The sequence below is a fragment of the Rhodanobacter koreensis genome, from assembly GCF_054782855.1.
Genome location: NZ_BAAGRR010000001.1, coordinates 817,124 through 842,381 on the forward strand (window position 1 = coordinate 817,124; position 25,258 = coordinate 842,381).

Annotated in this window: 17 protein-coding genes; 8 read left to right on the top strand and 9 right to left on the bottom strand. The window is 63.3% G+C overall.

All coding sequences use genetic code 11. The features are described from left to right. Positions 1-23: 23 nt before the first annotated feature. A complete protein-coding gene (locus ACYVKM_RS03490; protein WP_460875795.1) occupies positions 24-2,381 on the bottom strand; it encodes a S9 family peptidase in 2,358 nt (785 codons plus the stop codon). Positions 2,382-2,571: 190 nt separating this feature from the next. Between ACYVKM_RS03490 and ACYVKM_RS03495 the strand changes: the two genes are divergently transcribed. Together ACYVKM_RS03495 and ACYVKM_RS03500 are read left to right on the top strand one after the other, a co-directional pair. Next, positions 2,572-2,973 carry an acyl-CoA thioesterase gene (locus ACYVKM_RS03495; RefSeq protein ID WP_460875797.1) on the top strand — a complete coding sequence of 134 codons (402 nt, stop codon included), beginning with the start codon at positions 2,572-2,574 and terminating at the stop codon, positions 2,971-2,973. Positions 2,974-3,048: 75 nt separating this feature from the next. Beyond that, on the top strand, positions 3,049-3,798 hold the full coding sequence (locus tag ACYVKM_RS03500) for a glutathione S-transferase family protein (RefSeq protein ID WP_460875799.1): 750 nt from the start codon (positions 3,049-3,051) through the stop codon (positions 3,796-3,798). 52 nt (positions 3,799-3,850) lie between these two features. On the opposite strand, the gene ACYVKM_RS03505 is transcribed toward ACYVKM_RS03500, so the two are convergent. Together ACYVKM_RS03505 and ACYVKM_RS03510 are read right to left on the bottom strand one after the other, a co-directional pair. Next, positions 3,851-5,572 (bottom strand): phospholipid carrier-dependent glycosyltransferase, encoded by a 1,722-nt coding sequence (locus tag ACYVKM_RS03505; RefSeq protein ID WP_460875800.1) that lies wholly within the window; start codon positions 5,570-5,572, stop codon positions 3,851-3,853. A 76-nt stretch (positions 5,573-5,648) separates the two neighbouring features. Beyond that, entirely contained in the window at positions 5,649-6,650 is a 1,002-nt protein-coding gene (locus ACYVKM_RS03510; protein WP_460875802.1) for a glycosyltransferase family 9 protein, read from the bottom strand. A 420-nt stretch (positions 6,651-7,070) separates the two neighbouring features. Between ACYVKM_RS03510 and ACYVKM_RS03515 the strand changes: the two genes are divergently transcribed. From ACYVKM_RS03515 to ACYVKM_RS03525, 3 genes are all read left to right on the top strand, one after another. Further along, positions 7,071-8,726 carry an ArnT family glycosyltransferase gene (locus ACYVKM_RS03515; protein WP_460875804.1) on the top strand — a complete coding sequence of 552 codons (1,656 nt, stop codon included), beginning with the start codon at positions 7,071-7,073 and terminating at the stop codon, positions 8,724-8,726. A 310-nt stretch (positions 8,727-9,036) separates the two neighbouring features. After that, complete coding sequence (locus tag ACYVKM_RS03520) at positions 9,037-9,669, top strand: response regulator transcription factor (RefSeq protein ID WP_460876516.1); 633 nt, start codon at positions 9,037-9,039, stop codon at positions 9,667-9,669. 39 nt (positions 9,670-9,708) lie between these two features. Then, positions 9,709-11,175 (top strand): histidine kinase dimerization/phospho-acceptor domain-containing protein, encoded by a 1,467-nt coding sequence (locus ACYVKM_RS03525; RefSeq protein WP_460875806.1) that lies wholly within the window; start codon positions 9,709-9,711, stop codon positions 11,173-11,175. Between the two features lie 4 nt (positions 11,176-11,179). Here ACYVKM_RS03525 and ACYVKM_RS03530 read toward each other — a convergent pair whose 3' ends face one another. Further along, the gene (locus tag ACYVKM_RS03530; protein ID WP_460875807.1) at positions 11,180-12,079 is read right to left on the bottom strand and encodes a LysR substrate-binding domain-containing protein; all 900 of its coding nucleotides are present in this window, start codon (positions 12,077-12,079) and stop codon (positions 11,180-11,182) included. Between the two features lie 105 nt (positions 12,080-12,184). Here ACYVKM_RS03530 and ACYVKM_RS03535 point away from each other — a divergent pair, with 105 nt between their 5' ends. The 3 genes from ACYVKM_RS03535 (at position 12,185) to ACYVKM_RS03545 (ending at position 14,821) form a co-directional block, all read left to right on the top strand. After that, entirely contained in the window at positions 12,185-13,192 is a 1,008-nt protein-coding gene (locus ACYVKM_RS03535; protein WP_460875809.1) for an aldo/keto reductase, read from the top strand. A 61-nt stretch (positions 13,193-13,253) separates the two neighbouring features. Further along, on the top strand, positions 13,254-14,078 hold the full coding sequence (gene queF, locus ACYVKM_RS03540) for an NADPH-dependent 7-cyano-7-deazaguanine reductase QueF (RefSeq protein WP_460875811.1): 825 nt from the start codon (positions 13,254-13,256) through the stop codon (positions 14,076-14,078). 134 nt (positions 14,079-14,212) lie between these two features. Continuing rightward, positions 14,213-14,821, top strand: coding sequence for a hypothetical protein (locus ACYVKM_RS03545; RefSeq protein WP_460875813.1), 609 nt, complete (start codon positions 14,213-14,215; stop codon positions 14,819-14,821). Between the two features lie 279 nt (positions 14,822-15,100). Here ACYVKM_RS03545 and ACYVKM_RS03550 read toward each other — a convergent pair whose 3' ends face one another. The 5 genes from ACYVKM_RS03550 to ACYVKM_RS03570 all read right to left on the bottom strand — a co-directional run bounded on the left by ACYVKM_RS03550 (position 15,101) and on the right by ACYVKM_RS03570 (position 25,258). Then, on the bottom strand, positions 15,101-16,117 hold the full coding sequence (locus ACYVKM_RS03550; protein WP_460875815.1) for an alpha/beta hydrolase: 1,017 nt from the start codon (positions 16,115-16,117) through the stop codon (positions 15,101-15,103). A gap of 19 nt (positions 16,118-16,136) precedes the next feature. Beyond that, complete coding sequence (locus ACYVKM_RS03555; RefSeq protein WP_460875817.1) at positions 16,137-18,218, bottom strand: beta-N-acetylhexosaminidase; 2,082 nt, start codon at positions 18,216-18,218, stop codon at positions 16,137-16,139. A gap of 284 nt (positions 18,219-18,502) precedes the next feature. Continuing rightward, positions 18,503-20,845, bottom strand: coding sequence for a TonB-dependent receptor (locus ACYVKM_RS03560; RefSeq protein ID WP_460875819.1), 2,343 nt, complete (start codon positions 20,843-20,845; stop codon positions 18,503-18,505). A 546-nt stretch (positions 20,846-21,391) separates the two neighbouring features. After that, the gene (locus tag ACYVKM_RS03565; protein WP_460875821.1) at positions 21,392-23,002 is read right to left on the bottom strand and encodes a carboxylesterase/lipase family protein; all 1,611 of its coding nucleotides are present in this window, start codon (positions 23,000-23,002) and stop codon (positions 21,392-21,394) included. A 15-nt stretch (positions 23,003-23,017) separates the two neighbouring features. Beyond that, positions 23,018-25,258: a beta-glucosidase gene (locus tag ACYVKM_RS03570; RefSeq protein WP_460875823.1), complete on the bottom strand. Its 2,241-nt coding sequence runs from the start codon at positions 25,256-25,258 to the stop codon at positions 23,018-23,020.

A 25,258-nucleotide genomic window follows, 5' to 3' on the forward strand; every position in this document is an offset into this window, starting at 1 on the left:
GACTTCGCTTGTCGCTGCGGGCCTTACATCCAGGGCCACGCCTTCAACTCGTACTCTTTCGGCGGCGTATCGCCGGCGAGGTTGCGCACGAAATAGTCCCAGCGCCGACGAGTAGCGTACGGCGTGGCCGCGGCGTAACCGTGATGGGCATTCGGGATCAGCAACAGGTCGAAATCCCTGTTGGCCTTGATCAGCGCGTCGACGACCAGCAGGGTGTTGCTGGTCGGCACGTTGTCGTCCATCGTGCCGTGCACCAGCATCAGGTGGCCCTTGAGGTTCTTCGCCAGGTTCTGGTTGGCCTGGTCGTCGTAATTGCTGCTGCCGTCCTTGTTCGTGACCAGCAGACCCTGCCACTTCTCGGCCCAGTCGTCCTCGTAATTGCGGTTGTCGTGGTTGCCGCTTTCGGCCCAGCCGACCTTGAAGAAATCCGGATAACGGAACAGCGCATCGGCAGTGGCATTGCCGCCGCCGGAGTGGCCCCAGATGCCGACGCGATCGAGATCGATCCACGAATGCTGCTTGCCCAACTGCTTGATGCCGGCGACCTGATCCGGCAGCGTGTTGTCGCCCATGTTGGCGTAGTACGCATCGTGGAAGGCCTTGGAACGCCACGGCGTGCCCATGCCGTCGATGGCGACCACGATGAAGCCGAGCTCGGCCAGCGACTGGTTGTCGCCGTTGGCGGCCAGAAAGCCGAACGTGCGTACCGAGCCGGTCTGCGGACCCGGATAGATGTAGTCGATGACCGGGTATTTTTTGTGCGGATCGAAGTGGGTCGGCTTGAACATCATGCCGTACAGATCGGTCTTGCCGTCACGCGCCTTCACGGTGAACACCTGCGGCGGCACCCAGCCGGCGGCGCGCAGGCGAGAGATATCGGCCTTCGCCACGCTGGCCACGGTCTTGCCGTCGTCGCTACCGCGCAGGACGGTCACCGGCGGCATGTCGGTGGTGGAATACGCATCGACGAAATACTTGCCGTCAGGCGACAGCGTCACCGTGTGATCGGCGTCTTCCGGGGTGAGCAGGGTCGGCTGGCCACCGTCGAAACCCATCTTGTAGAACTGCTGGTAATAGGGATTCTCGCCGTGTTCGCGACCGACGCCGCGGAACCACAGCGTGCGGCTCCTGTCGTCCACGCGCAGCACTTCGGTGACATTGCCTTCGCCGGTGGTGATCGCGTGCTTGAGCTTGCCGCTGGCGAGGTCGTACAGGTACAGGTTGCCCCAGTTGTTGCGCTCGCTGAACCAGATCACCTCGTTCGACTGCGGCAGGTAGCTCCAGTTGACCTTGCCGTTGCCGCTCTCGTAATAGGTCGGCACGGTTTCGTTGAGCACGTCGTGCACCTTGCCGCTGCGTGCATCGGCCACGCGCAGGGTGGCGCTCTTGTGGTCGCGCGAGGTGGACACGAAGGCCAGCGTCTTGCCGTCCGGCGCCCACTGCACGTCGTCCCAGCCACCGTCCGGACCGCAGCTGACGTCGTCGCACAAGGTGGAGCGGTGCTGATCCGGCGGCATCTGCAGGCGCACGACCTGGTGCGTCGGCACGTCGATGATGACGCGCTCGATCATCGTCACGTCCTTGTCGCCGACCAGCGGGTATTTCCACGCCTCCAGCTTCGGGTGTCCGACATTCGTGCTGATCATGTACATGTCGCCGGTCTTGCGCTGGTCCTGCTGGAACGTGGCGATCCGGGTCGAATCCGGCGACCACACCAGGATCGCGTTGTCGGTGTGCTTCCAGCCCGCGTTGTCGGTGGCGTAGCCGAAGTTCTCCACGCCGTCGGTGGTGAGCTGGGTTTCCTTGCCAGTCGCCACGTCGCGCAACCACAGGTTCCAGTCGCGGATGAATGCCTCGGAGTGCTTGTCAGGCGACAGCACGCCAGGCTCGTCGCCGGTCATCACCTTGCCTGCCGCGTCGTGCGCCTGCACACCCTTGTCGGCCATACACACGCCGGTGCCCTTCAGGTCGCACAGGTAATGCTTATCGCGAACGACAATGGCGAGACGGCCATCCGGCTTCATGCCGTAGCCGGTGACCGGCAGCTTGTCCGCGTCGACCGGCTTGCCGGTGAGCCTGGTCAGCGCGGTGGCGAGTCTGGCCTGGTCGAACAGCGCCGCGGCCTTGCCGCTGGCCGCATCCATCCGCATGAAATGATCGCCATGGCTGTCGTGGTCGCGGTACCAGAAGTGCGTGTCGTCCAGCCAGTCGACCTTCTGCACCGCATGATCGACCAGTGGCGCGACGTTGTAGCTCATGAAGCGCTCCGCCTGCGCGTAGTCGCCGGTGCCCAGCGTGCGGCCCTGCGCGGCGGCGCCGGTCGACAGCAATCCCATCACCAGCGCGCCGAACAGGCGCGGCTTGCCGATCATCAAATACATGTGTTTCTCCAAGGGATCCGGAATGGCATGGCAGCGCCCCTTCACCGCGTTGCTGCCCAGCCTGCCGATGCTAACCCGATATCGCGCCACAGCCCCATGCCAAAGGTTGATGCCGCCATGCCGTTGCGCCGCATGCGGCAAACTACACTGACGCCCTGCTCCAACCTGCGTCCCCACACCAAGAGATCCCATGACTGCCCCGATCGAAGCCCGCCTGCTGGAAATGGTTTTCCCCGATCACACCAACCACCTCGGCACCCTGTTCGGCGGCCAGGCGTTGGCGTGGATGGACAAGGCCGCGTTCATCGTCGCCTCGCGCTATGCGCGGCGCACCGTGGTCACCGCACGTTCGGAGGAAGTGAACTTCCGCGTGCCGGTACGCACCGGCCAGCTGGTGGAGCTGGTCGCCAGCGTGGTCAAGGTCGGCCGCAGCTCGATGCACGTCGAGGTGGAGATGACCGCCGAGGATCCGCTGACCGGCGATCGCCGTGTGTGCACCACCGGCCGCTTCGTGATGATCGCTCTCGATTCCAACGGTTCTCCCACGCCCATCCCGGCGCTGCCTGTCGCCGATCTGAACGCAAGAACTTGAAGGCAGGGACACCGGCTTGACGTGCCATCGTGGCTTCGCACACGCTCATCCGCATGTGTCGTCCGGAGCCGTTCGATGCCTGCCCGCCTGAGAATCATCGGCAATTACATTTCGCCCTATGTGCGCAAGGTGCTGGTGTGCCTGGAGCTGAAGGGGCTCGACTACGAGATCGACCCGATCGCGCCGTTCGTCGGCAACGACCAGTTCTCGCGGCTCAGCCCACTGCGGCGCATCCCCGTGCTGATCGACGATGGTTTCGTGCTGAATGACTCCTCGGTGATCTGCCAGTACCTGGAGGACCGGCATCCGACACCGGCGCTGTATCCCGCCGACATCGCCGACCGTGCGCAGGCACGCTGGCTGGAGGAGTACGCCGACACACGCCTGGCCAACGGACTGATCTGGCGGCTGTTCTATCAGCTGGCGATCAGGCGCCACATCTTCGGTGAGGCCACCGATGAGGCGATCGTGCAGCATGCCCGCGATGTGGAAATTCCCGCCGCACTGGACTATCTGGAAAACCAGCTGCCGGACGACGGCCTCCTGTTCGGCCCGCTCTCGATCGCCGACATCAGCATCGCCAGCTTCTTCCGCACGGCCTCGTTCGTCCGTTACGCGATCGATGAAGCGCGCTGGCCACGCTGCGCGGCACTCGTTGCGCGAGTACAGGCTCTGCCCGTGTTCCAGAAACTCGCCCGTTTCGAGGATTGCATGCTGCGCCTGCCGCTGGCCGAGCAACGCGGTGCCTTGCTCAAGACCGGCGCACCGTTGACCAGCGACACCCTCGGCACCGCCACGCCGCGCCACGGCATGTCGCGCGACTGACGCCCTCCTGTCTGCGGAATCAGGTCGATCCGAGAGACACGCTTGTCGCCACTCAGCGAGCCGCGGCGCGATTCGGTGCGGTTCGACTGATCACGACACCGCTCGGTGCCGTGCCGACGATCTGCATCGGCAATCCATCCTGGCGCAACCGTGGAAGCAGACGCGGATCGACCAGCGCGACGGCACTCGATGCCGCAATCCAGCGGGTTTCGAATCCGCTGATGGACGGCAGGAAACCCTCCGTGCGCGACATCCTTCCCGGAAGGATATCCGCAGGGTCTTCATCGACCACGGTAACCAGCCGTTGCAGATAGAAAGGCAATCCCCGCAGATAGGCTCGCACTGTGAATACTTCGGTGCCGTCACGCATCAGCGGGAGCATGAGCTGCGCGACAGGCTTTGCAGAGAGTTTGCTGGCCACCCCGCCGATATTCGCGAACAGCAACTGCCACACACACAGCGCGCCCAATCCAAGCATCACCAGTGCAACCTGGCGTTGCCGCCAGCAGATGAGCACCACAAAGCCCAGCATGCCGACTCCAGCCAGTGCGCCCAGCTCACGTGCAAACCAGATCAGGACGGGGTGCAGGTCCGTGTTTTGCGACAGGTGCCGTGTACTGACCGGGCTCAACCACGCCGCCGCAGCCAGGATGACCGCAATCACCGCAATCGACAGAAAACGCCAGGCGAGTTCGCGATCCGCGAGTGTCGATACCCTTCTCGCAATAAGGATCGCGAGACCCGGAAATATCGGAAGGATGTAGAAGGGCAGCTTCGAGTGCGATGCCGAGAAGAACACCAGCACCACGACGATCCAGCACACAAGGAATCGCTCGGGGCGACCTGCCGCGCAAAGCTTGCGCCAGCCGGCCGGGCCGAAGGGAAGAAACACCACCCACGGAAACAGGCCCAGCAGCACGACCCCGATGAAAAACCACACGGGCTGCCTGCGATCATCTGCACCCGTGAGGAAACGCCCGAAATGTTCCCTGATGAAGAAATAATCGAAGAAGTCGGGGTGCCGCCTGCAGATCTCGACGAACCATGGCGCACTGATCGCAACGACAACCACCAGTCCCCAGCCCACCGTCATCCGGCGAAGGACGTCCGTGCTTCTTTCCCAGCACATGAATACCAGCAACGCCAAGGCCGGCAGTACCAGTCCAATCAGGCCTTTTGACAGTACGGCCAACGCGAGGCATGCCCAGCCCAGCAGGTTCAGGTGGACACGGTATGGCTCGGCACGAGGGTCAAATTGCGAGACCATGAACAGCGCGATGGCGACAAACAGGAACGCGGCGACGCTCATGTCCATCGTGCTGATCCGGGCGCCAGCGAAGAACAGCAGCGTGCTGCCGAGTACCGCCGCGGCGATCCATCCGGTACGTCGGTCATACAGCCGTCCGGCAGCCCATCCGGAGGCCACGATCGCGAGCAGGCCGGTCAGGACAACCCACAGGCGGGCCGTCCATTCATGCACACCGAACAGGGTGTAGAAAAAGCTGGTGGCCCAGTAATGAAGTACTGGCTTGTCGAAGAAATTGAAGCCATCAAGCTTGGGGGTAACCCAATCACCCGTGGCAAACATCTCCCGTGCGACCTCGGCGTAGCGCCCCTCGTCCGGCTCGCCCAGAGGACGGATACCCAGGCCGGCAAACCAGACAAGAAGCCACACGACCGGCAACGCATTCAGGAGCCATGCGAAAGAAGATCGTCGAGGATTGCCTGCCGCAAGTGGCTCGGCCGCGTGCTCAGGTTCTGACAGGTAGTTCACGAATGCGATCTCGAACTGACCCTGTTCACTCCCTCGCCGGATACGCGACGATGGAGTGGCAGGCACGCCAACATGGCTAAACCACCTGTCCGCCGGAAACCGGGGCAGGTGCAGGTGCAGCCGGCATCTTGCTTGACGGCTGCGCGACGCTTGCGGTGACGTCCGCGCAGGGATCCATGAGCTGCCGGAAGGCTGCAACCACGCTCCTCGCAACGTCGCTGGCCGTGCTGCCATTAGTGGCCAGCACGCTGTTGCCGAGGCCATAAGGGCCGTAGACGTTGGCGTCGGTGACCGAGAACATGCCCACGGTTGGCACGCCCGAAGCCACGGCCAGATGCATGACGCCGCAGTCGGCGCTGATCATCAGGTCGAGGCCGGACATCACGGCACCCATGCGCCGGATCTTGCTCGAGTAATAACCCGGCCAGCGGGAATCGAGCATCGATCGGCCATTCGCGGGAATGATCTCGATCATGCCGCAATGCGGACACGACTCCTGCAGCGCGGTGATGAACTCATGCCACCATGGGCCCGGATAGCGCTTCGCGCCGGTAGCGTTGGCGAAGATGCCGATCACCGGTTCCGCGGCAGACTGCTCCGACGCGTCGAGCAGCTCGCACACCACGGACCGGCCCTGTGCACGTTCCGCATCGCTCAGGCGTATGTCGAGAGAGGGAAAATCCCTGCACGCGTCCTTTTCGGACGACCCATGCCAGCGAACGAGACTCACCGGACGCTTGGCCATGTGCCGGGGCGCCATCGATTCCGGGGCGACGTGGGTGAGGCCGCGGGGCGCCGGCGCGTCGTCGAAACCCAGCTTGTATCTTCCCCTGAAGATTCTCGTCAGAGCGCGACTGAAACCCGATCCGATGCAAGGGTCGATGACCAGGTCATAGCGGTTCTTGCGTATCTTCGATATCAGCGAGAGGAACGCGACAGGGTGCTTGAAACCGCGTGTTGGAAGACAGTAGATGTTCTTGACGCTGAAGAACGTGGCAAACACGTCGGAGGCAGCAGGACCCTCCGCAACAATGTCGATCTCCACCCCCTTGTAGAGCCGCTCGAGCTCGGCAATCAATGGCGTGATCAGAAGAATGTTGCCGAGGCGATGATTCGGCCGACATACCAGGACGCGGTAAATCCCGTCTCTCGGCAGAAGGCCAGGGAGGGTGTCTGGGCAAGCTGTGTTCAAGATTCACCTGGCGATGGACGACGGCCTTGTCATGAAACCGCTCACGCGCCCGGCATCAACCGGCTGGCGTGAGCGGACAAGCGGAATCAGCCGATTCATGCCGGCATGTCATTGTCATTGCCGCCGCTTAGGCTGCACTTAGGCACTTGTTAGATCCTTGTAATCACGCCATGGGTGCAAGCCGCAACCTTCCCCCGGATCCCATGGGTTTTTACCGATGCTCCCGCCCTGATACCTCGATGCCTGCCTTCAGCCTCGTCGGCGCTCGGGTATATTCCCGCCACGCCATGACATGACGAACACGCGATGCGCCCTTTGCTCCACCGTCTCGAAACCCTGCGAGTTCCCTGGGCATGGCTGCCGCTCTGGTTGATGGTCGCGACGATCGCCATCTTCCAGCATGGCCCGATGCCGATGTTCTCCACGCGAACCTTGTCGGTGGCCTGGGAGATGTGGCACCGGCACAGCTTCCTTGTTCCCTATCTCAACGGGCGGCCTTACAGCGACAAGTCGCCACTGCTGTTCTGGCTCATCCAGTTGGGTTGGGCCGCAGGGGGAGTGGGCGACATATGGCCACGGCTGCTCCAGGTGATGCTGGGCGGCACGCAGCTGGTACTGATTGTGGTTCTTGCCCGCCGGCTGTTTCCCGAACAACCCTGGAATGCCCGGGCTGCGCCATGGATGCTGCTGGCTTTCACCTATGCCTTTCTGTTCGGCCTGCAGATCATGTATGAGGTGCTGCTGGCGGACTGCGTACTTGCTGCCTTGCTGACGCTTGTGCCCCGCCCGCACCATGAAGCACCACGTTTTGGCTGGTTCGCCGTGGCCGTCGGACTGGGCTTGCTGGCCAAGGGACCGGTGATGCTGCTGCACGTCGCGTTTCCATGGCTGCTCGGCCCGCTATGGAATGACCAGGCACGACGCGAGCGACGTCACTGGTACCTGCACGGTTCACTCGCCCTGCTTGCAGCATTCGGACTGCTGTGCCTCTGGGCGTTCAGCGCAGCAGCCTTGGGCGGCCCGGAGTATCGCGACCAGTTGCTGTTCCATCAGACGGCCGGACGGGTAGTCGATGCCTTCGCGCATGCAGAACCGTTCTGGTGGTATCTGTCCGTACTGCCGGTCCTGCTGTTTCCATTTGCGCTGTGGCCGCGCCTGTGGGTCGCCGCAGGCATGCTGCGGCGGCCATTCCAGCCCGGCCTGCGCTTTCTGTTTGCATGGCTTGGCCCGGTGCTTCTGATCTTCTCGCTCATCAGTGGCAAGCAGCCTTACTACCTGCTGCCGGAATACGGTGGCTTTGCCCTGCTGCTGGCGGCAGCGCTGACACATCTGCGTCAATGCCGCGCATCGCTGGCGACCATACCCTGGCTGGGGCCGTGGCCGCTGGCACTGCTCAGTCTTGGGGTGGCGCTGGGCTTGATCCTGCTGCCGCAACTGGCAAGCGCCGGCATCATCCATGGCGCATATGTGGACAGTCTGATGCCCGTCCACTTGCGCTTCGGCCTGGTCTATGCGGCACTTGGCATACTGCTGCTCGTACGCGGCAAAGCCGAGTTGCAACGGATCGCCCTGGCAGGGCTGATCGGTGCTGTCGCGGCGAATGGTCTTTTCAGCATCGCCATGTGGCCCGCGTTCAACCTCGTGCCTGCCGCGGCATTCCTCGCTCGCGCCGAATCGCATGGCCTGCCGCTTGCCAATCTCGAATCCTATGACGGGCAGTTTCACTTCCTCGGACGCCTGACGAAGCGGATCGAACCACTGCATGACAATCTGGAGTTGCAGGCATGGGCGAAGACGCACCCTGACGGCCTGATCGTCGACTACCCGCTGCACCTTACCGCCGCCGACCGGCGCGACGCGCTCTATGTGCAACCGTTTCGCGGCGTCTGGCTGGCCATCTGGCCAGCACCGATACTGGCCGCAGGCCGTGTCGATCGATGGAGCGCGGTTTCATCGGATTGAATGCGGCAAGTCAGCGAGAGCCACAGACCAGGTTGCTGTCTCGATCCTTCCACCTGTTCCGCACAGACACGTCGGATGTCGTTGTCCGGCGCAGCGGGTGGATATCGCGCACCCGTCGTTGATGGGAGAATCCTGACGCTGGCAGGAGTTCTCGCGTCGGAAGGCTGCCGGTGAGTTTCCGGAGTGGATGCCGGGAATGGTTTGCCACCGGCACTTATCCCGCCCGCTGCTGTCAACGCACAATGCCGGGTACGCATGCATCAACGGGAGAACGGCACTGAACGTCCTGATCGTCGAGGATTCGGCGCGTCTGCGCGATTCGCTTGCGCGTGGCCTCGTCGCTGCGGGATTCAATGTGGAGGTGGCCGCCGATGGTGTGGCCGCCTGCCATCTGCTGGATACCTACGACTACGAACTGGTCGTGCTCGATCTGGGCCTGCCGCGCAAGGACGGGCTGGCCGTGCTGCAGCATATCCGCGGACGCAACGTGCGTCCGCGCGTGCTGGTGCTGTCGGCACGCGATCTGGTGACGGACCGGGTGGGCGCACTCAACAAGGGAGCGGACGACTACCTCGTCAAACCGTTTGCCTTCGACGAACTGCTCGCCCGCCTGCATGCACTGGCACGGCGTCCGCAGGAGGCACGCCCCCTGTGCCTGGTACTGGGCCGACTCAGCCTCAATCCGCAATCGCGCATCGTTGAAGTGGATGGAGCGCCGCTGCCGCTTACGCCACGCGAACTCGCCCTGCTCGAGCTGCTGATGCGCCATCGCGGGCGTGTGTTCACCCGCAGCGAGATACTCGATCGGCTGGCGGGCAGTGATTCCTGCGCCTCCGACCGCAGCATCGAGGTGCTCGTGTTCGGCCTTCGGCGCAAACTGGATCAGGCGGGCATGAGCAGCCTGGTGGAAACACGGCGCGGCGCCGGCTACCTGATCTCATGAAGCGCAAGCTGCAACTCCCGTCGGCATGAAGATCCATCCATGAAACGCGCCATATCGCTGCGCCTGCGCATCACCCTGTTCCTGGCCACGGCCATCATGCTCACGCTGGGTGCCGCCGTCTGGGTGATCGATTCGCATGTCGACACCGAGGTTTCCCAGCGTGCCGACGCGAATCTGCTGGAACGTGCACAGGCGCTCTCCGATATCTATCGGGTCGGACGCGCCAGCGGGATGAGGCCGTTTTCCTCCGGTCAACTGCCGGAGTTCCTCGCTGATGACGGACGCGTCTATTTCGTCATTAGCTGTGACGGGCAGGATGTCGCGTCATCCGCTGCCGCCCGCGCACTGTCGTGGCCGGCGGCCGACGACGGGAACCCGAATTTCGCGGATCTGTCGGATCAGGAAGGTTCGGTGCTTCGCGGCGTGGTGCTCCCCTTCACGCCCGAATCCGCGCTGGCCCGCCGCAGCATTGCCGGCACGGCGGGCGCGACAACAGCGCAAGTGAATGAGCGTCCCGCGGCCCCGTGCAGTCTTCGCCTGGCGGTCGACCGCAGCGAAGTGCAGGACTTCCAGGGCACGATGGACACCATCTTCGTCGGCAGTATCGTGCTGGCGGTGGTGACGGTGTTGATTCTGGCCCCGCTGCTGGTATCCCGTGGCTTGCGTCCGCTGTCGCAGCTGACCGAAGCAATGCAGGGGATCGGGCCGGAGACACCCGAGCAACGCCTCGTGGGAGCAAATGCCCAGGAACTGAAACCCCTGATGACGCGCTTCAACGAGGTCCTGGCGCGCATGGAGGACGGCCTGGTGCGTGAGCGGCAATTCGCCAGCGGCGTGGCGCACGAGCTGCGCACACCGTTGGCCGAGCTGCGGACCCTGATCGAGGTGGAGCTGCTTTATCCGAGCGGGCGCGACCTGCGCGACCTGCTCGCCGAGATCGGCAAGATCGGCGTCGAGATGGAACGCATGGTCGGTGCCTTGTTGTTGCTTACACGGATCGAGGCGGGCATCGAACGGGTACAGACACAATCCGTGGATGTCACCGCGCTGACCCGGAAATTGCTGGAGCGCTACCGGTACGAGGTGACTGGCCGGCAACTGGAGATGGACGCCCGGATTGAACCTGGCGTGACGTGGCGGGGGGATGTCACGCTGCTCGACGTGCTGCTCGGCAACCTCCTGGGCAACGCCGTAGCCTACGCGCCTGCCGGTAGCCGCGTGCTGCTGCACTGCGGGTTGCATGCCTGGTGCATAAGCAACGAGGCACCCGACCTGACGGCCGGGGATGTGGCGCTGATAGGCCAGCGTTTCTGGCGCAAGGGCAAGGATGCCGGCGTACACACCGGCCTCGGGCTGGCCCTGGCGGCAGCCGCGGCACGCGCACAACTGATTCAGCTCGACCTGTCGCTGCGGGAGGGGCGGTTGAGCGTGCATGTCGAGCCGCAGGGAAATACCGCGCCGAAACGACTGTCGCAAGCGGCAGTCACGGACAACACACAGGCCTGACCGGCTAACGCCGATGGCCGGTCAGCTCGACCAGCCAGTCGACGAACACGCGCAGGCGTGCGGGCATCTGGCGCTGCTGCGGATACAGCACGGTCATCGGCAGCGACGGTGGCGGATACGCCGGCAGGATCTCGCGCAAGCTCCCGCTCGCCAGCGCCTCGCTGATGCGGTAGCGCGGCATCTGCGCCATGCCGAGGCCCGCCTCGCAGCAACCGAGATAGGCATCGACGCCACTGACCGTGACGCGCCCCGGCAACGCCACTTCGCGCCGACGACGAGCCACCATGAATTCCAGCGGCTCGCTGCGACGCGTGGTCGGCGAAGCCCAGTTGACCGCGAAATGGCCATCGTGCAAGGCGGTCAGTGAATCCGGCATGCCGTGCCGGCGCACGTAGCCTGCGCTGGCCACGGTCACCTGCTCCAGCATGGCGACGCGGCGCCCGACCATGCCGGAATCGCCCAGCTCGCCGATGCGCAACACGCAATCCACGCCCTCACGCACCAGGTCGACGAAGCGGTCGCCGGTGCCGATGTCCAGTTCGATCTGCGGGAAGCGCGCGAAGAATTCGGGTAGCGCGGGAATCACCCGCTGGCGCGCCAGCGAGACCGGCAGATCGATGCGCAGGCGACCTTTCGGCTGCACCACGGCTTCGCGGAAATCCGTCTCCACCTCGTCCATGTCGGCCAGCAGGCGCACGCAATGGCCGTAGTAGGTTTCGCCGTCACGGGTAGTACGTACGCGACGGGTGGTTCGCTGCAACAGTTGCGCGCCAAGCCGCGCCTCCAGCCGCTTGATCGCATGGGTGACGGTGGCGCGCGGCAGGTTCAGGTCATCAGCCGCGGCGGTGAAACTGCCCAGTTCGACGATCCGCGTGTACAGCCGCATCGCTTCAAGACGGTCCATGATGATTGTTGTCGTCTATGGAATGGTGATGGCCATTATTGAGCATTTATCCGGATGCCGGTACAGCGCACCATGCAGCCATCCTCACCCACCGGAGCAACCACCATGCAGACCCGCACTCTCGGCAAAGACGCCCACGGAAAGCCGGGCCCCAAAGTTTCCGCCCTCGGCCTCGGCTGCATGGGCATGAGCGATTTCTACGGCCAGCGCGACGATGCCGAATCGATCGCCACCATCCAGCATGCGCTCGATCGCGGCATCACGATGCTCGATACCGCCGACATGTACGGCCCGCACATCAACGAGGAACTGACCGGCAAGGCGATCAAGGGGCGCCGCGACCAGGCCTTCATCGCTACCAAGTTCGGCATCGTGCGCGACCTGGCCAACCCGCAGGCACGCGGCGTCAACGGGCGGCCCGAGTACGTGCGCGCCTCCTGCGAGGGCAGCCTGAAGCGGCTCGGCATCGACACCATCGACCTGTACTACCAGCACCGGGTCGATCCGCAGGTGCCGATCGAGGAAACCGTGGGTGCGATGGCCGAGCTGGTGCAGGCCGGCAAGGTGCGCCACCTGGGCTTGTCCGAAGCCTCGGCGGCGACGCTGGAACGGGCCAGTAAGGTGCATCCGATCGCCGCGCTGGAAAGCGAGTATTCGTTGTGGACGCGCGATCCGGAACACAACGGTGTGCTCGACGCCTGCCGTCGCCTCGGCATTTCACTGGTCGCCTACTCGCCGCTGGGCCGCGGCTTCCTCACCGGCGCGATCCGCACGCCGGATGATTTCGACATCGACGATTATCGCCGCAGCAACCCGCGCTTCATCGGCGACAACTTCGCCCGCAATCTGCAGCTGGTGGACAAGGTGAGGCAGATGGCGGCAGACAAGGGGTGTTCACCGGCCCAGCTTGCATTGGCCTGGGTGCTGGCGCAGGGCCGGGAGGTGCTGGCGATCCCCGGCACCAAGCGGCGCTCGCGGCTGGACGAGAATCTCGGCGCACTGGATGTGCAGTTGAGCAGCGACGAACTGGCGGCGATCGACCGGATCTTTCCGCCGGAGGCAGTGGCCGGCGAGCGTTATGCGACTGCCAGCATGACGCATATCAACCGCTGATCCGCCCCACATCGCCGGCCTTCGCACGGGTCCGGCGATGCGAGCCGCTAGAATGGGCGGCATGAGCACTCCCGAACATTCCCCGCTCGGCAAGAGCACCGTCTACGCCGACCGCTACGACCCCAGCCTGCTGTTTCCGATTCCGCGCGCCGACAAGCGCGCGGAAATCGGCGTGGCCGAACCGCTGCCGTTCCACGGTGTGGACATCTGGAACGCGTACGAGCTGTCATGGCTCGATCTGCGCGGCAAACCGGCGGTGGCGCTGGCCGAGTTCCGCGTGCCGGCGGCTTCGCCGAACATCATCGAATCGAAGTCGTTCAAGCTGTACTTGAACGGTTTCTCGCAGGAGCGCATGGCCGACGTGGCCACCCTCGTCGCCACGCTGACGCGGGACTTGTCTGCTGCTGCAGGCGCCGCCGTCGCCGTGCGGCTCGCCGAGGCGAACGCCGCCGCTTTTGGCGTGACCGATCTGGACGGCCATCTGCTCGATGCGCAGGACCTCGACATCGACCATTACGGTCCACCGCAGGCGGATTTCCTGAGTGCGGATGCCAGCGCCACACCGATCGGGGAAACCCTGGTCTCGCACCTGCTGCGCTCCAACTGCCCGGTCACCGGCCAGCCGGACTGGGGCAGCGTGCAGATAGCCTATCGCGGCGCACCGATCGATCATGCCGGCCTGCTGCGTTATCTGGTCTCGTTCCGCGATCACAACGAATTCCACGAGCAATGCGTGGAGCGCATCTTCGTCGACCTGATGCAGCGCTGCGCCCCGCAGCAGCTGAGCGTGTATGCGCGCTACACCCGCCGGGGAGGTCTCGACATCAACCCGTTCCGCAGCAGCACCGCGGCCATGCCGGGCAATCCGCGCACGGTCCGCCAGTAGATGGCAAGCGATGATCTGACGAGATGATCGCTCGGTAATCGGCGCTTCATATCGACGGGGCTAGCGTCAATGCCTGACCAAGGCATCCGGACAGCGCTGGAGACGGCGCCGCGACACTGCCACTGGAGTTTCGCATGACACGTTCCGCACGTTCAGCCGCGCTGTATGGCGCCTGCCTTGCAGGCCTCCTGCTCGGTGCCTGCAGCAAACACCCACCGGCGACGCCAACCGATCAGCCGGCCACGACCCGAACGGCAGCCGCAGCAGGCAAACCCTCCCCGGCAAGCGCTGCCAGGACACTCACGACGGCAGACGCGCCGGTGACAGCCCGTACAACAGCCCAAGTCACTGCGCCGGCCACCTCAGCCAGTACGCCGGCCGTTCCTCCATCCGCCGGCACCGCGCTCAGCGTGGCCAGCGTGACGCTCGGCAATGCAGTCAATGCTGCGCGCCAGGTGACCCAGGCCAGCAACCGCTTCATCCCCGGTGACAAGACCATCTACGCCAGTGTCGCTACCGTGGGCGGTAGTAGTGGTGCCACGCTCAACGCCAAGTGGAGCTATCTCGAAGGCACGGGCCAGCTGATCAGCAGCATCAGCCAGGCGATCGCCACCGATGGTCCCGCCGTCACCACGTTCATGGTGCGGAACCCGGACCTGTGGCCGGAAGGCAAGTACAAGGTCGAGATCTCGCTCGATGGCAAGCCGGTAGTTACCCGGGATTTCGAGATCGCCAGGCACTGAATACGCTTCGGTTGCATCACGATCCTGTCATCGGGATTGCAGTCATGTCACTCGAACGCCTGATTCCGGTGCAGCCCGATGTGGCATCGCACATGCACTCAAGAAGAGCGCCGCCCGACCGCGCGGAGCCCAATCGATGCACAAGGCTTGCGGCTTGAGAGTGGAGCACTGCCTGGCGCTACCCTCGCCGCGCCCGGCTGGGCTTCCGGGCTCGGAGATCATCCTCGATCTGCTTTTGGCGTCGAAGCCCGTTCGAGCGTGAGGGCCGCGCTGGCATCATCAAGGCTCTGGCGACGCGGTCCAATCGGACAGACGGCCGAGTACGAGGCCGAGCGCTTGCTTCCCCGCCGGAGTATCCAGGTCGAACTGATATTCATGGGGCACCGGCACACCGGCGTGCTCGAAAAAGAGAACACGAGGTGTGGCGCCCGCTCGCCGAAGCGCCTGCACCAAATGCTCGGAATGCTCGAGCAAGGGATCAGTATTGCCGGCCGAGATGAAGCTGGGAGGAAATCTGGCCGTAACGAAGTCGACCACCGAAAAGTACTTGTACCCGGGACTCTTCTCGAAATCCTTTTGCCCAAAGTAGGACCAGAGCAGCTTTTGCGTGAGATTGGCAAACTTCCCTTCCCGCGGTATCAGGCTCAAATCGTAGGGTCCGCAAAAGAGAAGTACTCCACGCAACTGGTCCGGCTGCATGGGCGCAGTCAACCGCGTTGCCGATGCGTAGCTGGCGTTGCTTATGACCAGCGCCATCTGCGCAGCAATCTGCGCGCCGGCGGAGTCGCCCGCCAGGACAAAGCGACTCGGGTCCACGTGGAATGTGGCAGCGTTGCTCTGCAGATACGCCAGTGCCTTGCCGAGCTGGAGCACAGGCGTTGGATACGTTCGCTCCGGCGCCTTGCTGTACTCGATGCCTACCGCCGTGTATCCGTGCGAGGCAAGGATGGCGAGATAGGGACGTATGTCCGACTTGGTTCCCGCGACGAACGCGCCTCCATGAACCCACACGATGGTCGCTTGGGCGGCACCCGCATGTGAGGGGAAGAACACGTCCATGCGTCCGTCCGCATCGTCGCTGTCGTAACTTACATCGAGATGCGACTCCACGCCGGGCGGCACATGCCTGGCCAAGGCGGCTGCCGATTTGGCACCCTGGTCGCCGAGAACCAGGGAAACATGTCGCAATAGCCAGACGTCGGGCCACGGGCTCAACCGGGTCGCAAGAAACGATGCGGCAAACAACAGCACGATGGTCAACAGGCACCAGCCCAGTATCCTGGCCATACGTCTCATCGGGAATCGCCTCGGTGGTTCAATGGGGTGCCTTGCGGCTGGTCTGTTCGATGGCGGCGTCGACCAGCGTGCCGATGCCTGGCTCGATCGCGATCAGCAGATCCGCGGGCGGCTGGGAGGGCGAAACGATCGTGGCGAAGAACGAGTCGGAAGCCTGGACGTACTTCTGCTGCCGGTCCAGCAACGTTCGCGCCTGAACCTTCCACTGCGGATCGACGTCACCTCCCGAGGCGATGATGTCCAGTGCTTCAAGCCCGCAGCGAGCGAGTGCCGAGAGATCGGCAGACGTGGCGACGGCCGGCTTCAGGTCCGGATGGCGCTCGGCCAAGACAAGGAAGCGGGCATGATTGTCACGCCACTGGATCAGCTGCGCCTTCAGCGCCTCCTGCCTGCCGTGGTCACCATGCGCATAGGCATCGGCGTCACGGTTGAAGCACGTCGCCACGGGATTGTCCGGCAACGCGGCGTCGGCGATCTGGTTGAAATACTGTGGCGTGAGCGGCTGGTGGTGCGCATAAGCCACGAGCTTGTGCATGTGCGCAAAGTTGCGCACCGGTGTGACCACGTTTGCGAACACGGCCAGCGCATCGGACTCGCCCGGCGCAAGCCGTGCCAGCATTCTGTCCATATTCGCCTGATCGTCCAGACCCAGGATTCTCAGCTCGTCCTGGATCACCGCCAGACGCCGGTACATATCGTTCGCGTCGGTCGTATTCCGGGGCGACCAGAAGCGCTCGGCAATGGCCGCCGAGCGTGGCCACAGCCGTCCATCGATCATTTCATCCGTGACCAGCTCGCTCCATAGCGCCGCCTCGCCACCGATGACCAGTTTCTGCTGTGCAGGCGTGAGTTTCAGCGAGGGATCTTTGACCTGATCCCTGGGAAAGTACGGTATCAGCTTGGGATAGCTCGCTTGGACCTTGGCGAAGATGGCGGGGTCGATGCCGGCGGCCGAGGGATCGAGCGGATCGACTTTGTAATAAGCCGACGCAGGCAGCAGGTAATCGAGATAGTAACCGGCCGAAACGATCACCCGGTTGCCGTGGCGTGTGGCGTTGTCGATGGCATTCGAGCTCTGCCACGCCTGGACGATCACGTCGCGAGGTGTCGCGCCGGTGGCGACCTCCTCCCATCCGATCACGTGCTTGCCCTGGCGCCTGAGGATGTCCCTGACCTTCAGAAAGAAGTACTCCTGCAACTCTTGCTTGCTGTGCAAGCCCTGCGCGGCCATGAAGTTCTGGATGTCCTGATTGGCTGCCCAATCGAGTCCCTTTACTTCGTCGCCACCTATGTGGAAATCCGGGTCACTGAACAGCGAGCCGAGCTCGCCGAACAGCTTTTCGAGGAACGCGTACGTCGCAGGCAGTGCAGGATTCAGCGTGCCGCCACCGGCAGGCGACTGGCCCGATGCGTATTGCGGGTAAGCCCTGAGAATGGCGCCGGCATGTCCCGGCACATCCAGCTCCGGCACGACGCGTACACCACGCTGGAACGCGTACGACACCAGATCCCGAATCTGCGCCTGGGTATAGAACTCGCCGCCAAGGCCCCTGGTGAGCTCGGGAAATGCCGAACTCTGGATGCGGAACGCCTCGTCGTCACTGAAATGCAGATGCAGCACATTGAGCTTGAGCCGCTCCATCGCGTCGATCTGGCGCTTGAGACTCTCCATGGATGCGAAGTGCCGGGCTACGTCGATCATCAAGCCACGCCAGGCGAAGCGTGGTTCATCACGAATGTCCACGCGGCGCAGGCTGGGCTCTCCCTGCCCGGGTTCCGCCAGCTGCCGCAGGGTGGCCAGACCACGCAATGCGCCAATGGGAGTGTCCGCAATAAGCGTCACGGCATGTCCATCGACCAGCAGCCTGTAGTTCTCCTCGCCGATATCCAGATGCGTGGTGTCCATCACCATGCGACGGCAGCAGCGGATCGTCAGTGTGACGTCCGGTCCACTGTCCACCTTCCCTGCCAGGCGTTGGAGATCGGCATTCGTCCGCTCCACGGCCTGGTTGACGAATGCATTGGCTTCACCGTCCCAACGTACCTGGAGTCGGCCACTGAAGCGAAGTGCACCATCGCCCAGTTCGATGGAAGCAGGCATTGGCATGAGCGCCGTGGGGAGCGGCCCTTGCTGCGCCCATGCCGACCCGGCAATGAACGAGGCCAGGACCATCGCGGCGAGCCTTGCAGCGTTGGCTACAACCTTTCGACGAGACGATCTCCGAATGCCTTCAGCAATACGTGCCGTCGTTGTCTCACTTTTGCAGGCAGGTGAAGTTTGCATAGGTTTCAGAAAGGCTCGACCGGGGATCTTGTCAATCGTTGAAAGCAGCCGCCCGCTGGTTGTTCCGATCATTGACGGAACAATCAGCGAGCAATGTTCCGCTAGAACTTCAGGCTGAGGTTTACCCCCACGGTGCGGAATGCATCCGGGCTGACATAGCGCACGTAACCATTGGTGTTGAGCGTGGGCAAGGCATAGACCCCGTAGAACCGCTTATCCAGCAGGTTGCGCGCGTAAAGACCCACTCGCCAGGTGCCGTCGCTCTTTCCTATACCCAGGTTCGCGTTCAGCAGTCCGTAGGCACCGGTGACCGACCCGGGATCGGACGGCGTAGTGAAGGAACTGCTGCGCCATGACCAGATGGCGCCAGCGTCGAACTTGAGGTTCTGCCCCAGGGGATGCTCATACGAACCGTGCAGGCCATACGTCCACTTCGGCGAATTCGGCAGGCCGACGTCGGCATAGTTGGCAATTTCCGAACTCGACGCCGGGTCCACGTAGCAGCCTACGCCGACGACACCGGAAAGGGGCTGGCCTGGATAACACGCCCCGAGATAGTTCTTGAAGCGGGCATCGTTGTAGGCCGCATTGGCTCCGATCGTGAAGCCCTTGACCAACAGCCAGGTGGACTCCAGTTCGACGCCGCGCGAACGCATCAGTCCGGCATTGGCCAGGACGAACTGGACCGTTCCGCCACCCGTATACAACGCATTGGTCTGGAAGTTCTTGAAGTCGGAGCGATAGACCGCGGCATCAAGCGTCATCCGGTCATCCAGCAGTGTCGACTTGATGCCAAACTCGTAGCTCTGCACCGATTCGGGCTTGACGCTCCTGAGTGTGCCGGTGGTGCCGTCCAGCGCCGGCCCCTTGTAGCCCGTCGAGATAGTTCCATACAGCATGGCACTCTCGTTCGGCGTGTACTGGACGCCGAGCTTGCCGGACACATTGGTGCCATTGGTATTGCCCATGTACGGCACCGCGGTGCCATAGGGAAAGCCCGCCACAGGGATCACGTGCAGATCACCCTCGACCAGGTCACTCGTGTAACGCAGGCCGCCGATCAGCTTCCATTTGTCGGTCAGTGCATAGGTCGCCTGGCCAAACCCGGCGTAACTGTCGGTCTTGTCGTGTTGAATGCGATTGCCGCCGCCAACGACGAGCGGAATGCCTCCAAGCAGGCCGTAGTAGTTGCCCATCTGAAGGATCGAGCCAGAAATATCCGTGTGATAGAAATAGGCTCCCGCAACGTATTCCAGCTTCTGATCCGAAGGCGAGGTCAGGCGCAACTCCTGGGTCAGCTGGTTCCCGCGGATGCCGCCGTCGTTGATATCCAGGATATCGACGGGCGAAAGATCGCCGTCGGCCTGCTGGGTCAACTTCATCTGGCGGAATGCGCTGATGGACGTGATGGTGTAGTCGCCCAGGCTGTAGTCCAGTTTCGCCGACGCACCGTTGATCGAGGTGTTGGAGAACGAATCGCGATCCTGATAGCTGGCGAATACGTTCGGTCCCGGCTTTACCGCGAAACCATTGAAGGTCGAGTCATACATGGGGTCGATGCCGAGCGACTGGATCGTGAACCCGTCGCGGATGTATGCCGACTGATGTTCCGCCGTCACCAGAACAGAGAGATTGTCGTTGGGTAGCCAGAGATATTTCGCGCGAAATCCCTTGCTGTCGCGATCGCCGATGTCGCCGTCACCGTGCAGCACCACATAGGGAATGTTGCCATCCTGCGACTGATAGAACGCCGAGAGACGCAAGGCACTCGTGCTGCCGATCGGAATATTGAGATTTCCGTTGGCGATCTGCTCGCCGCGCTCGCCATATGACAGGTTGAGATTGGCCGACGTCTTGCCGATGTCCGGATTGTTCGTGACGATCTGGATGACACCTGCCGATGCGTTCTTCCCGAACAGGGTGCCCTGCGGCCCGCGCAACACCTCCACCCGCTCCACATCGTTGAAGCCGGATACGCCGGGATCCCGCGGCAGTCCAATCACTACATCGTCGACAACGAGGCCCACGGACTGCTCGACGCCGCTGTCGTAGGTTTGTGTTCCGATGCCGCGAATCTGATAGCCACCGCCGTGGGAGACCGGCTGGCTCGCCGAGAATGTGACGTTCGGCGCCAGGTACTGGATGTCACTCGCGTCCTGGAAATTGGAGCTCGCCAACTCCTTGCCCGAAATGGCCGTCACCGAAACGGGCACTACCTGCAGCAATTGCTCACGCCGAGTGGCCGTGACGGTGACACCCTGGAGCTGCACCGCATCACTGTCCTTCGGCTTGGACGCTGCGGACGTCGTTGCCGAATCCGGCGCCTTTGCGCTCTCCGAGCCATTGCTCTGTGCATGGACGATTGCCAGTGGATCGGCCAGCGCGCCGACACCGAGCGCCAAAGCGAGGATCACCCTTTTTTTTCCCGTGGCCAACGTTTTCATCTCCCCTCCAACTCCCAGGTCATTGACCGAATGTGAAGCAGCCCGCCGACCACATCGGTGATTTGGATGCAGCCCTTCCCCTGACGGCAGGCGTCGATAGGCACCGCCGCCTGCCGCGGTTCAACTTACAGTCATTTCTGACTGTAATTAAAGTTAAGCATGACTGTATGTTTTCAATCAAGGTTGCCCGCAACAAAGATCGGAACGGCGACGTCGCTCCTGGAATCACTTGAAAACAGCTCTCTCCAGGCAGCGCATCCGCGCTACTTAGATGCGCAAGCTCGTTTCCGCCCGCACGGCCACCCACGCTTGTTCAAGTGCCTCGGGACCGACAACGGGCTGACCGCTGGCTTCAGGGAACCTCGAAAAACCTTCCACGAAACGTCATTCCAGCGAAAGCTGGAATCCAGTGCCCTTGTGCTTCAAAGGCCTGGAGACGCTGGATCCCAGCTTTCGCTGGGATGACGAACTTGGAGCAGGTTTTTTCGAGGCTCCCTTCACAAGGCACAAGCCCGTCGGCCGCACCTAGCCATGAACGCATGCTGCTCAATGCGCCGGGTCCGCTTGCGTGTGCAGGCTTTGCTCCGTGAGATCCAGGCGCTTTCTCCAAGGGTCCGGCTTGGCGGTCGCATGCCCGTCAGCGGTGAACTCAAGCAGCTCGTCTTTTGTGCTGTAGCGCGGCCAGTGTGGCAAGCCGGTCCCGTTGGGATCGCCAGTGCGGGCAAAGTTGACCCAGTAGGCCTGCATCACGCGGGCAACCTGTTTGTCTTCCGCCGAGGCAAGTCCGTCGTATCGCTGCTCGAGCGTCCGGAAGACATAGGGGATCTCGCTGGCATGCGGCGCGCCATGGATCCACTCCTTGCGCATGCCGGTCGCCACATACGAGAAGCGGTACTCGTAGGCGGGAATCCCCTGTTCGCTCATCGCGCGCGCGGTCATGCGCGCCGGCTCCACCATGTACTTGTCCGCACCCACTCGCGCGTTGACCAGGGCGTAGTCCGCACTGCCCTCGGGGTTATAGGCTGCACCCGCTTTCGCGGCATGGGTGCCAAACGGAGCAAGTGCTTCCTGCATCGAATGGGCGATGCTCAACCCCATGTCGGAGTTGTTGGCACCGATCATGACCGGGACGCGCGCCTGTCGCTTCGCGAGGTAGGCCTCGTCCGGCGTCTCCACCACGATGCGACCATCCAGCATCGGCCCGGACACCGTCGGCGTCTGTCCGGTCAGCCACATCACGGCCAGACTCGTCATGTTGAGGCCTGAAGCGATCTGGTCGGCTGGCAGGTCACGAAGCTTCGCCAAGGCCGCCGCATCGTCGCCCTCGACACCGTGCTGGTGCGCGAAGTTGACGCCGACGTGCTCGGCTGACGGATAGCCAGGTACATCCTCACTCAGTCGCCGAGGGCCAAAGGGCCCGCCACGCCCCGCACCCGATTCGATGATCGCCTTCTCGAACAGGCCCTTCGCCTGTGGCGAGGTCAGCAGCATGTGCACCGACATGCCGCCCGCCGACTCGCCAAATACCGTCACGTTCCGGGGATCGCCGCCGAAGGCCGCGATGTTGCGCTTGACCCATTTCAGCGCCGCAATCTGGTCCATGTATCCATAGTTGCCCTTGGATTCGTCTGGATGTTCGCGGGTCAGCGCCGGAAATCCGAAGAAACCGAAACGGCCCAGCCGATAGTTCAGGCTGACGAATACCACGCCGTTGCGCGCAAACGACTCGCCCGAATAAATCGGCGGCGAGGAACCGCCGTTGACGAAGGCGCCGCCATGCAGCCATACCATGACGGGCAGCTTGTGGGCCGCCTTGCCGGGGCGCCACACGTTGAGGAAAAGACAGTCCTCGGCCGGCTGCGACTTCAGGACCGCTGCATCGCCAGGCTGCAGCGCCTGCATGCAATCGTGGCCAAAATCGGTGGCCTCGCGAACGCCTTGCCAATGCGCGGCCGGTTGAGGTGGCCGCCAGCGCAGACTCCCCACCGGCGGCGCCGCATAGGGGATGCCCTTGAAGGACACCACGTCACCGCTGGCCACGCCGTGCAGGCGACCGCTATCGACCACGACCTCCGTCACGGACTGCGCAAGCGCACCCCCCAAGTGCAGGGCCAGCCAACCCGATGCAAGCAGGATCAGACGCCTCTTCGTGATCATCTTTGCCTGCCTCGCTCACGGCGCCGCGTCGAGCGCGGCTTTGCCTTGAAGTTGCGGCCGCCCGGCTGCCGTGCCCACATAGACGTCGAACGATCCCGCCGCACGCCCCCAGCGTGCGGAGGCGAGGTCATAGGACGCGAGCAGGCGTGGATCGGCGGCAATCGACACCGTGCGCGTTTCACCGGGTTTCAGTTCAACGCGCGCCCAGCCAACCAGGCGATGCGTGCGCCCCGGCGGCGCCGCATACAACTGCGCCACTTCCACGCCGGCACGCTTGCCGGTATTGCGCAGCTTGAACACCACCTTCAGCCGATCACCCGCTTTCACGTGTAGATGCGAGTAGTCGAAGTGCGTATAGGTCAGGCCATACCCGAAAGGAAACAGTGGCGTGGCCGACTGCTTCTCGAACCAGCGGTAGCCGACGTCGCTGCCTTCGTTCTGGTCGAGAGCAAAGGGCTCCGGCTTGCCAGCCATGTCGAACGGCACCTGCTTGGCGGGATCGAAACCGGGAATCGAGGAACGGGGCAACTGCGCCAGAGCCGCGGGGAACGTGATGGGCAGGCGCCCAGAAGGCGCCACCTTGCCATCCAGCAGCGCCGCAATCGCCTCGCCTCCGCGCTGCCCCGGATACCACGCCTCAAGAACGGCATGTACCTGGCCCAGCCACGGCATGGCTACCGGGTTGCCCGTTTCCAGGACGACGGCCGTCTTCGGGTTGGCCTTCGCAACGGCCGTGATCAAGATGTCCTGGTTATCCGGCAAGGACAGATCGGGCGCATCGAGGCTCTCGATCTGCGGCTTGACCGCGAACACCAGTGCAACATCTGCCTTGGCCGCAACGGCAGCGGCCCGCTGGGGGTCCGATCCGTCGTCATAGGCGATGCTGATCCCCGGTCGCAATGCCTGCAGCGCCTTGAGCGGCGACGACAAACCGTAGATGGGAGCGAGGAATGCCGCGACACCCTTCTGCCCGCGGGCATCGCGGAACACGCCGCCGTAAGGTTGGACCTGCGAGGAGCCACCACCCGACAACACGCCCACATCCGCATGGCCACCGATGATGGCCACCGATTTGACCGACGACGCCAGCGGCAACAGACCATCGTTCTTGAGAAGCACGGCGCCAGCTTCCGCGGCCTTCTGCATCAAGGCCGCGTGAGCCTCCTTGTCGATGAACCCACCCGGCTGGGCTGGATCATCCATCGCCCCCACGACGAATAGCGAATGCACGATGCGATAAGCCATCTCGCGCACCCGGGCACGCGGAATCTCTCCCTTTTCCACGGCAGCCTGGAGACCGGCGAAGTAATCGGGATCACCACCCTGAGGCGACTGCTGGTCGAGCCCGGCGTCCACCGAGGACTTGAGGCCGTGCGCAGCACCCCAGTCGGACATCACCCAGCCGGGAAATTTCCACTCCCCTTTGAGTACATGGTTCAACAGGAAATCGTTCTCGCAGGCATACTTTCCGTTGATTTTGTTGTAGCTGCACATGACGGCGCCCGGCTGGCCGAGTTCGATCGCGATTTGAAACGCAAGCAAATCCGATTCGCGCAGCGCCGCCTCATCGATGCGCGCATCGAGCACGGCGCGACCCGTCTCCTGATCGTTCAGCGCAAAGTGCTTCACCGTCGATACGACATGACGGCTCTGAATGCCGGCGACCTGCTCGCCCACCATCAGGCCGGCGAGCAGGGGATCTTCGCCGGCGTATTCGAAATTGCGTCCGCCACGTGGATCGCGCGTCAGGTTGATACCACCGGCCAATTGCACGTTGAAGCCCTTGGCATGCGCTTCGGCACCCAGGGCGACGCCGACCTGGCGGGCCATCGCCCGGTCGAAACTGGCCGCAAGGGCCAGGCCCGACGGCAACGCGGTCGACTGGTCACCAGGGCGCTGGTAACCGATATTGGCTACACCCAAACCGGCATCCGATTCCTGCAAGGACGGCATGCCAAGATCCGGCATGGCCGCCACAAAACCAGCCGAACCAATCGCCCCTGCCGGCTTTGGTTGACGCATCCACTCCGGGATCGACGGCGGCAACGGAATGCCGAGTGAAGCCAGCGAGGCACCATTCTGCGGATGCAACAGTGAAATTTGCTGCTGCAATGTCATGGCATCGACCAATTGCGCAGCGCGCTGATCCACCGGCAGTGCGCTGTCGTCCCATGCATGACTGCTGGCAGCCAGGCAGTTGCCCTGCGTTCCGGCCATGGCTAACGCCACCGCCATCACCCATGTGCGGTTCTTCAT

What these genes read in the sequence shown, in the direction of transcription:
- ACYVKM_RS03500 (WP_460875799.1), top strand. Translation starts at nt 3,049, where the DNA reads ATGCCTGCCCGCCTGAGAATCATCGGCAATTACATTTCGCCCTATGTG.
- ACYVKM_RS03495 (WP_460875797.1), top strand. Translation starts at nt 2,572, where the DNA reads ATGACTGCCCCGATCGAAGCCCGCCTGCTGGAAATGGTTTTCCCCGAT.
- ACYVKM_RS03535 (WP_460875809.1), top strand. Translation starts at nt 12,185, where the DNA reads ATGCAGACCCGCACTCTCGGCAAAGACGCCCACGGAAAGCCGGGCCCC.
- ACYVKM_RS03555 (WP_460875817.1), bottom strand. Translation starts at nt 18,218, where the DNA reads ATGCCTGCTTCCATCGAACTGGGCGATGGTGCACTTCGCTTCAGTGGC.
- ACYVKM_RS03560 (WP_460875819.1), bottom strand. Translation starts at nt 20,845, where the DNA reads ATGAAAACGTTGGCCACGGGAAAAAAAAGGGTGATCCTCGCTTTGGCG.
- ACYVKM_RS03530 (WP_460875807.1), bottom strand. Translation starts at nt 12,079, where the DNA reads ATGGACCGTCTTGAAGCGATGCGGCTGTACACGCGGATCGTCGAACTG.
- queF (WP_460875811.1), top strand. Translation starts at nt 13,254, where the DNA reads ATGAGCACTCCCGAACATTCCCCGCTCGGCAAGAGCACCGTCTACGCC.
- ACYVKM_RS03490 (WP_460875795.1), bottom strand. Translation starts at nt 2,381, where the DNA reads ATGTATTTGATGATCGGCAAGCCGCGCCTGTTCGGCGCGCTGGTGATG.
- ACYVKM_RS03570 (WP_460875823.1), bottom strand. Translation starts at nt 25,258, where the DNA reads ATGAAGAACCGCACATGGGTGATGGCGGTGGCGTTAGCCATGGCCGGA.
- ACYVKM_RS03525 (WP_460875806.1), top strand. Translation starts at nt 9,709, where the DNA reads ATGAAACGCGCCATATCGCTGCGCCTGCGCATCACCCTGTTCCTGGCC.
- ACYVKM_RS03550 (WP_460875815.1), bottom strand. Translation starts at nt 16,117, where the DNA reads ATGAGACGTATGGCCAGGATACTGGGCTGGTGCCTGTTGACCATCGTG.
- ACYVKM_RS03565 (WP_460875821.1), bottom strand. Translation starts at nt 23,002, where the DNA reads ATGATCACGAAGAGGCGTCTGATCCTGCTTGCATCGGGTTGGCTGGCC.
- ACYVKM_RS03515 (WP_460875804.1), top strand. Translation starts at nt 7,071, where the DNA reads ATGCGCCCTTTGCTCCACCGTCTCGAAACCCTGCGAGTTCCCTGGGCA.
- ACYVKM_RS03545 (WP_460875813.1), top strand. Translation starts at nt 14,213, where the DNA reads ATGACACGTTCCGCACGTTCAGCCGCGCTGTATGGCGCCTGCCTTGCA.